The sequence below is a fragment of the Brachybacterium sp. J144 genome (assembly GCF_036321705.1).
Taxonomy (GTDB): domain Bacteria; phylum Actinomycetota; class Actinomycetes; order Actinomycetales; family Dermabacteraceae; genus Brachybacterium.
The window spans coordinates 39,445-45,444 of the sequence record NZ_JAZDCG010000033.1 but is presented as its reverse complement, the minus strand read 5'-3'; the positions used below and the strand labels follow the sequence as shown (position 1 = coordinate 45,444).

Annotated in this window: 3 protein-coding genes; all 3 read right to left on the bottom strand. The window is 72.3% G+C overall.

Annotation, left to right across the window (positions count from 1 at the left end):
* Positions 1-32 precede the first annotated feature (32 nt).
* The gene (gene ileS, locus V1260_RS13370) at positions 33-3,329 is read right to left on the bottom strand and encodes an isoleucine--tRNA ligase (RefSeq protein ID WP_329747319.1); all 3,297 of its coding nucleotides are present in this window, start codon (positions 3,327-3,329) and stop codon (positions 33-35) included.
* A gap of 293 nt (positions 3,330-3,622) precedes the next feature.
* On the bottom strand, positions 3,623-5,188 hold the full coding sequence (locus V1260_RS13365; RefSeq protein ID WP_329747318.1) for a sensor histidine kinase: 1,566 nt from the start codon (positions 5,186-5,188) through the stop codon (positions 3,623-3,625).
* Positions 5,185-5,973, bottom strand: coding sequence for a response regulator transcription factor (locus tag V1260_RS13360; RefSeq protein WP_329747317.1), 789 nt, complete (start codon positions 5,971-5,973; stop codon positions 5,185-5,187). Before V1260_RS13360 ends, V1260_RS13365 begins: the two co-directional genes overlap by 4 nt.
* Positions 5,974-6,000: the final 27 nt, after the last annotated feature.

The following is a 6,000-nucleotide window of genomic DNA, read 5'->3' as shown; positions in this document are numbered from 1 at the left end:
CCCCCCCCCCCCCCCCGAGGGACCTGCCCTGCTCAGGCCTTCGCGACGCCGACCGTCACGGTGCCGCCCGTGACGGCCTCGGTCGAGGCGTGCGCCCCCGCGACGGGCTCGGCGCCGATCTCCACGGAGACCGCGAGCACCTCCCCGGCCACGAGATCGCGGTGGGCGCCGACCGCCTCGACCACGGTGGGATCGCCGGCCAGGGTCAGGACGATCCGGTCGGAGACCTCCAGGCCCGCCTCGCGGCGCGCCTGCTGGATCGCGCGGATCACGTCGCGGGCGGTGCCCTCCGCCTCGAGCTCCGGGGTGACCCGGGTGTCGAGGGCGAGGAAGTCGCCGCCGCGCAGTACGCCGACGGCGCGGCCCTCGATCGCCGCGGACTCCCCGGCGACGAGGTCCAGCGAGTACTCGCCCTCGACGAGGTCCAGCCCGCCCGCGGTGACGGTGCCGTCCTCGGCCTGGGACCAGTCGCCGCTCTTGGCGCCCTTGATCGCCTGCTGCACCTGCTTGCCGAGGCGCGGACCGGCGGCGCGCGCGTTGACGCTCAGGCGCTGCTCGACGCCCATGCCCTGGGCCTCCTCGCTCGTGACGTCCAGCAGGCGCACGGCCTTGACGTTGAGCTCGTCGGCGAGGATCGCCCCGAAGGGCTCGAGGGCGGCGGGATCGTGATGGACGACCACCAGCTCGGCGAGCGGCAGGCGCGCCCGCAGACCCTCCTTCTTGCGCAGGGCGTTGCCGGCGCTGGCCACGGCGCGCACGTCGTCCATGCGCGCGATCAGCTCCGCGTCCCGCGGGAAGAGGGAGTCGTCCGGCCAGTCCTCGAGATGGACGGAGCGGCCGCCGGTGAGCTGCTTCCAGATCTCCTCGGTGACCATGGGCAGCAGCGGGGCCGCGACCCGGCAGAGGGTCTCCAGGCAGGTGGAGAGCACGTCGATGGCCTGCTCGTCGCCCTCCCAGAACCGGTCGCGGGACCGGCGCACGTACCAGTTGGTGAGCATGTCGAGGTAGTCCTCGATCAGCTCGACCCCGTCGGCGATCGCGAGGGCGGTGAGCCGCTCGCGGACGCCCCGCACGAGCTCCCCGGTGCGGGCGAGCAGGTAGCGGTCCATGACGTCGTCGGACTCGTGGCGCGGGCGGCCCCGGTAGCCGGCGGGGATCCCGCCCGCGTCCTTCTCCCCGGCGGCGTTCGCGTACAGGCCCAGGAAGTACCAGACGCTCCACAGGGGCAGCACCACCTGGCGCGCGGCGTCGCGGATCTTGGGCTCGTCGACGATCAGGTTGCCGCCGCGGAGGATCGGAGAGGACATGAGGAACCAGCGCATCGCGTCGGCCCCGTACTTGTCGAACATCTCGCGCACGTCGGGGTAGTTGCCCAGCGACTTCGACATCTTCTGGCCGTCCTCGCCGAGCACGATGCCGTGGCAGATCACCGAGGTGAAGGCGGGGCGGTCGAACAGGGCGGTGGACAGCACGTGCATGACGTAGAACCAGCCGCGGGTCTGCCCGATGTACTCGACGATGAAGTCCGCCGGGTTGTGGGACTCGAACCAGTCCGTGTTCTCGAAGGGGTAATGCACCTGCGCGAAGGGCATCGAGCCGGAGTCGAACCAGACGTCGAAGACCTCCTCGACGCGGCGCATCGTCGAGGCCCTGGTGGGGTCGTCCGGGTTGGGGCGGGTGAGCTCGTCGATGTAGGGGCGATGGAGGTTGACCTCGCCGTGCTCGTCGCGCGGGAGGGTCCCGAAGGCCTCCTCGAGCTCCGCGAGGGAGCCGTAGACCTCGATGCGCGGGTGGTTGGGGTCGTCGCTCTTCCACACCGGGATGGGGGATCCCCAGTAGCGGTTGCGGGAGATCGCCCAGTCGCGGGCGCCCTCGAGCCACTTGCCGAACTGGCCGTGCTTGACGTTGCCGGGCACCCAGTCAATCTGCTCGTTCAGCTCGAGCATCCGCTCGCGCTGGTCGGCGACCTTCACGTACCAGGAGGAGACGGCCTTGTAGATCAGGGGGTTCCGGCAGCGCCAGCAGTGCGGGTAGGAGTGCACGTAGCTGGCCTCGCGGAACAGACGACCCATCGCCCGGAGGTTCCGGATGATCGGGCGGTTCGCCTCGAAGACCTGCACCCCGGCGATCTCGTCGAGGGCGGTGCCGCGGAAGTAGTCCAGGAACTGCGCGCCGTCGTCGACGGAGACGATCACGGGGATGCCGTAGGCGGCGTTGACCTGCTGGTCGACCTCGCCGTAGGCGGTGGCCTGGTGGACCACGCCGGTGCCGTCCTCGGTGGAGACGTAGTCGGCAACGGTGACGATCCAGGCGTTCTCGGTGCCCCACTTCTCCCGGTCCTCGGAGTACACGGTCCACAGCGGCTCGTACTCGACGTGCTCGAGCTCCGCCCCCGTGAAGGTGCGCTCCTCGACCGCGGCGGCCGCGGCGTCGGCGTCCTCGTAGCCGAGCTCCTTGGCGTACGAGCCGACGAGGGCGCGGGCCAGCAGGTAGCGGGCCTCGCCCGCGGCGGCGCCGTCGGCCGCCCCGAGGGGTCCGGCGGGGACGACCGCGTACTCGAGCTCGGGGCCGACAGCGAGGGAGAAGTTGGTGGGCAGGGTCCACGGGGTGGTGGTCCAGGCGAGAGCGCGGACCTCCCCGATCCCCAGCTCCCGGGCCCTGTCGCCGCTGAAGGGCAGGGTGACGGTGACGGTTTGGTCCTGACGGTCCTGGTAGACGTCGTCGTCCATGCGCAGCTCGTGGGCGCTGAGCGGTGTCTGGTCCTTCCAGCAGTACGGGAGCACGTAGTAGCCCTCGTAGGCGCGGCCCTTGTCGTAGAGGGTCTTGAAGGCCCACAGCACGGACTCCATGAAGGTCACGTCGAGGGTCTTGTAGTCGTTCTCGAAGTCGACCCAGCGCGCCTGCCGGGTGACGTACTCCTCCCAGTTCTTCGTGTACTTCAGCACGGAGGCGCGGGCGGCGTTGTTGAAGGCCTGCAGGCCCATGTCCTCGATCTCGGACTTCTCGGTCATGCCGAGCTCGCGCATGGCCTCGAGCTCCGCGGGCAGGCCGTGGGTGTCCCAGCCGAAGCGGCGGTCGACCTTGCAGCCGGTCATGGTGCGGAAGCGCGGGATGACGTCCTTGACGAAGCCGGTGAGCAGGTGCCCGTAGTGGGGCAGCCCGTTGGCGAAGGGAGGGCCGTCGTAGAAGACGAACTCCTCGGCGCCCTCGCGGCGCGCGATCGAGGCGCGGAAGGTGTCGTCGGTGCGCCAGAACTCCTGGATCGCGTTCTCGAGCGCGGGCAGGTTCGGCGAGGGGACGAGCGGGTCTCCGGAGACCGGGTAGACCATGGGAGGACCTCCGAGGAAGGACGGGGACGGCGGTGGGACGGCGATTCTGCTGTCCGAGGACGTCGCCGGCGCGCGGCCGGTGGCGCGGTACCACCTCGGTTGACACCTCCGCGGCGCGATGCCGCTCGGGTCTCCCCTCGTTCCTCAGCTGTGACGGGCTGGTCCCGGCGGGTTCTACTGGGCGCGGCGACGGCTCCTCGCGGATCCGTGCCCGTGCTGTTCTTCCCGCGGCTCTCCGGTGATGGCCGGGTCGATGCCGATGGCGGCCAGTGTACGCACCGCCCCGTGCGCGGTCACTCCCGCGCGAGCGGAAGAGACACGGTGAACACGGTGCGGCCGGGCTCGGAGGCGACGGCGATGGTCCCTTCGTGCGCCTCGACGATCGCCCGGACGATCGAGAGCCCGAGACCTGAGGTCCCCTCCCCGCCGGAGCGGGCGCGGTCGGCGCGGGTAAAGCGGCTGAACACGTCCGGCAGCAGCTCGGGGTCGATGCCGGGTCCCGCATCGGCCACCTCGAGCCGGGCCCCGCCGGGCTCCGCGCGCAGGCGGACCGCGATGGCGGTGCCCTCGGGGGTGTGCTTGCGGGCGTTGGAGAGCAGGTTGACGACCACCTGGGCGAGCTGCGCCTCCTCGCCGGCGACCATGACCGGCTCGTCCGGGACGGACACGTCGAGCGGATGGTCGGGGCCGGCGGCGCGGGCGTCCATGGCACACTCGAGCACGATCTCCCCGAGGTCGACCGGGACGCGGAGGAGGGGTGCGCGGTCATCGAGGCGGGTGAGCAGGAGCAGGTCCTCGACGAGGGAGGTCATGCGGCCGGACTGCGCCTGGAGCCGGTCGACGGACTGCAGGCCCCGGTCGCTGAGCTCCTCGGTGAGGCGCAGCATCTCGGTGTAGCCGCGGATGGCGGTGAGGGGCGTGCGCAGCTCGTGGGAGGCGTCCGCGATGAAGCGGCGCATCCGCTCCTCGCTGCGGTGCCGCGTCTCGATCGCGCCTTCCACGTTGTCGAGCAGGAGGTTCAGCGCGGCGCCGACGTCTCCCACCTCGGTCCCCGGGACGGCGTGACGCCCCGGGACCCGCTGCTCGAGGCGGACGCTGCCGTGCTCGAGCGGGGTGCGGGCCACCTCCGAGGCGAGCTCGGCCACGCCCTCGAGCGGCGAGAGGGTGCGGCGCACCAGCAGCGAGCCGCCGAGACCGGTGACCACCAGGGCGCCGAGCCCCGCACCGAGCAGGGTGAGGTCCAGCCGCAGCAGGGTCGAGCGGTTCTCGGCGAGCGGCAGGCCCGTAACCACGGCCGCGGAGTCGTCCAGCGGCTGGAGCATGACGCGATAGGTGCCGATGGAGAGGGTGACGGAGACGGCCTCCCCGGGCGCTCCGGCCGTACCGATCCCCCCGGGTCCGGTGCCGGCTCCCGCCCCGTCCGCGAGCTCGTCGAGCGCCGCCTCGAGCTCCTCCCGGTCCGCGACGGTGAGCGCACGGAGCTCCCCCGCGTCGTCGCGCCACAGCGCGGCGGTGATCGTGCCGTCCTGCACGTGCGCGGTGAGCTCGTACTCGCCGCTCCCCGGCCCGCCACCCTCGCCGTCGGGGATCCCGGCCCCGCGGTCCGCGGGGTCCAGCGGCAGGTTCCCGAGCTCGCGGGCGCCGGCGCGCTCCGAGGCGCGCTGCAGCTGCGCGTCGAGCTCGGCGTCCAGCTGCCGGCCCACGGAGACGTGGGTGACCAGGCCGACGGCGAGGCAGACGACCGCCACGGTCGCGAGCAGCAGCGCGACCAGCGTGGTGCGCAGCGCCGCCCGCCGCCGCGGACCCGTCCCGGCGGCGGCCGCGCTCCCGACGGCACCGGCCGACGGCGCTCCGCTCATCCCCCTGCTCCCCCGGCACCTGCTCCCCCGGCACCTGCGGCCCCGGGCGCGGGCTTGAGCACATAGCCCGCGCCGCGGACCGTGTGGATCATCGGCTCGCGGCCGGCGTCGATGCGCTTGCGCACGTAGGAGATGTAGAGCTCGACGATGTTGGCCTGCCCGCCGAAGTCGTAGTTCCACACGGCCTCGAGGATCTGCGCCTTGGACAGCACCTTCTGCGGGTTCTCCATCAGGTACTGCAGCAGCTGGAACTGGGTCGCGGTGAGGGCGATCACATCGCCGCCCCGCGTCACCTCATGGGCGTCGAGGTCCATCACCAGGTCGCCGACCACGAGCTCCTGGCTGCCCTGCGCGACGACGCCCGAGCGCTGCACCAACCGGTGCAGGCGCAGCAGCACCTCCTCGATCGTGAACGGCTTGGTCACGTAGTCGTCGGCGCCGGCGGCGAGACCGCCGATGCGGTCGGCGGGAGCGTCCATCGCGGTGAGCAGCAGCGCGGGGATCTCGGGATGCAGCGCGCGGATGCGCCGCAGCACCTCGACGCCGTCGAGGCCGGGCAGCATGCGGTCCAGGACGAGCACGTCGGGTCGGCTGCTGCGGGCCAGGCGCACCGCCTCGAGGCCGTCGCCGCACACCGTGACGTCCCAGCCGACCATCTGCAGCGGGAACCGCAGCAGGTCGGCGATGGTGGGCTCGTCCTCGACGACGAGGACGCGCACCGGCCCGCCGTCGGGATGCGACAGCGAGGGCAGTGCGGCGAGGGCGGATCTCGCGGACTCGGTCACCGGGCGCCTCCACGGGCATGGTCGATG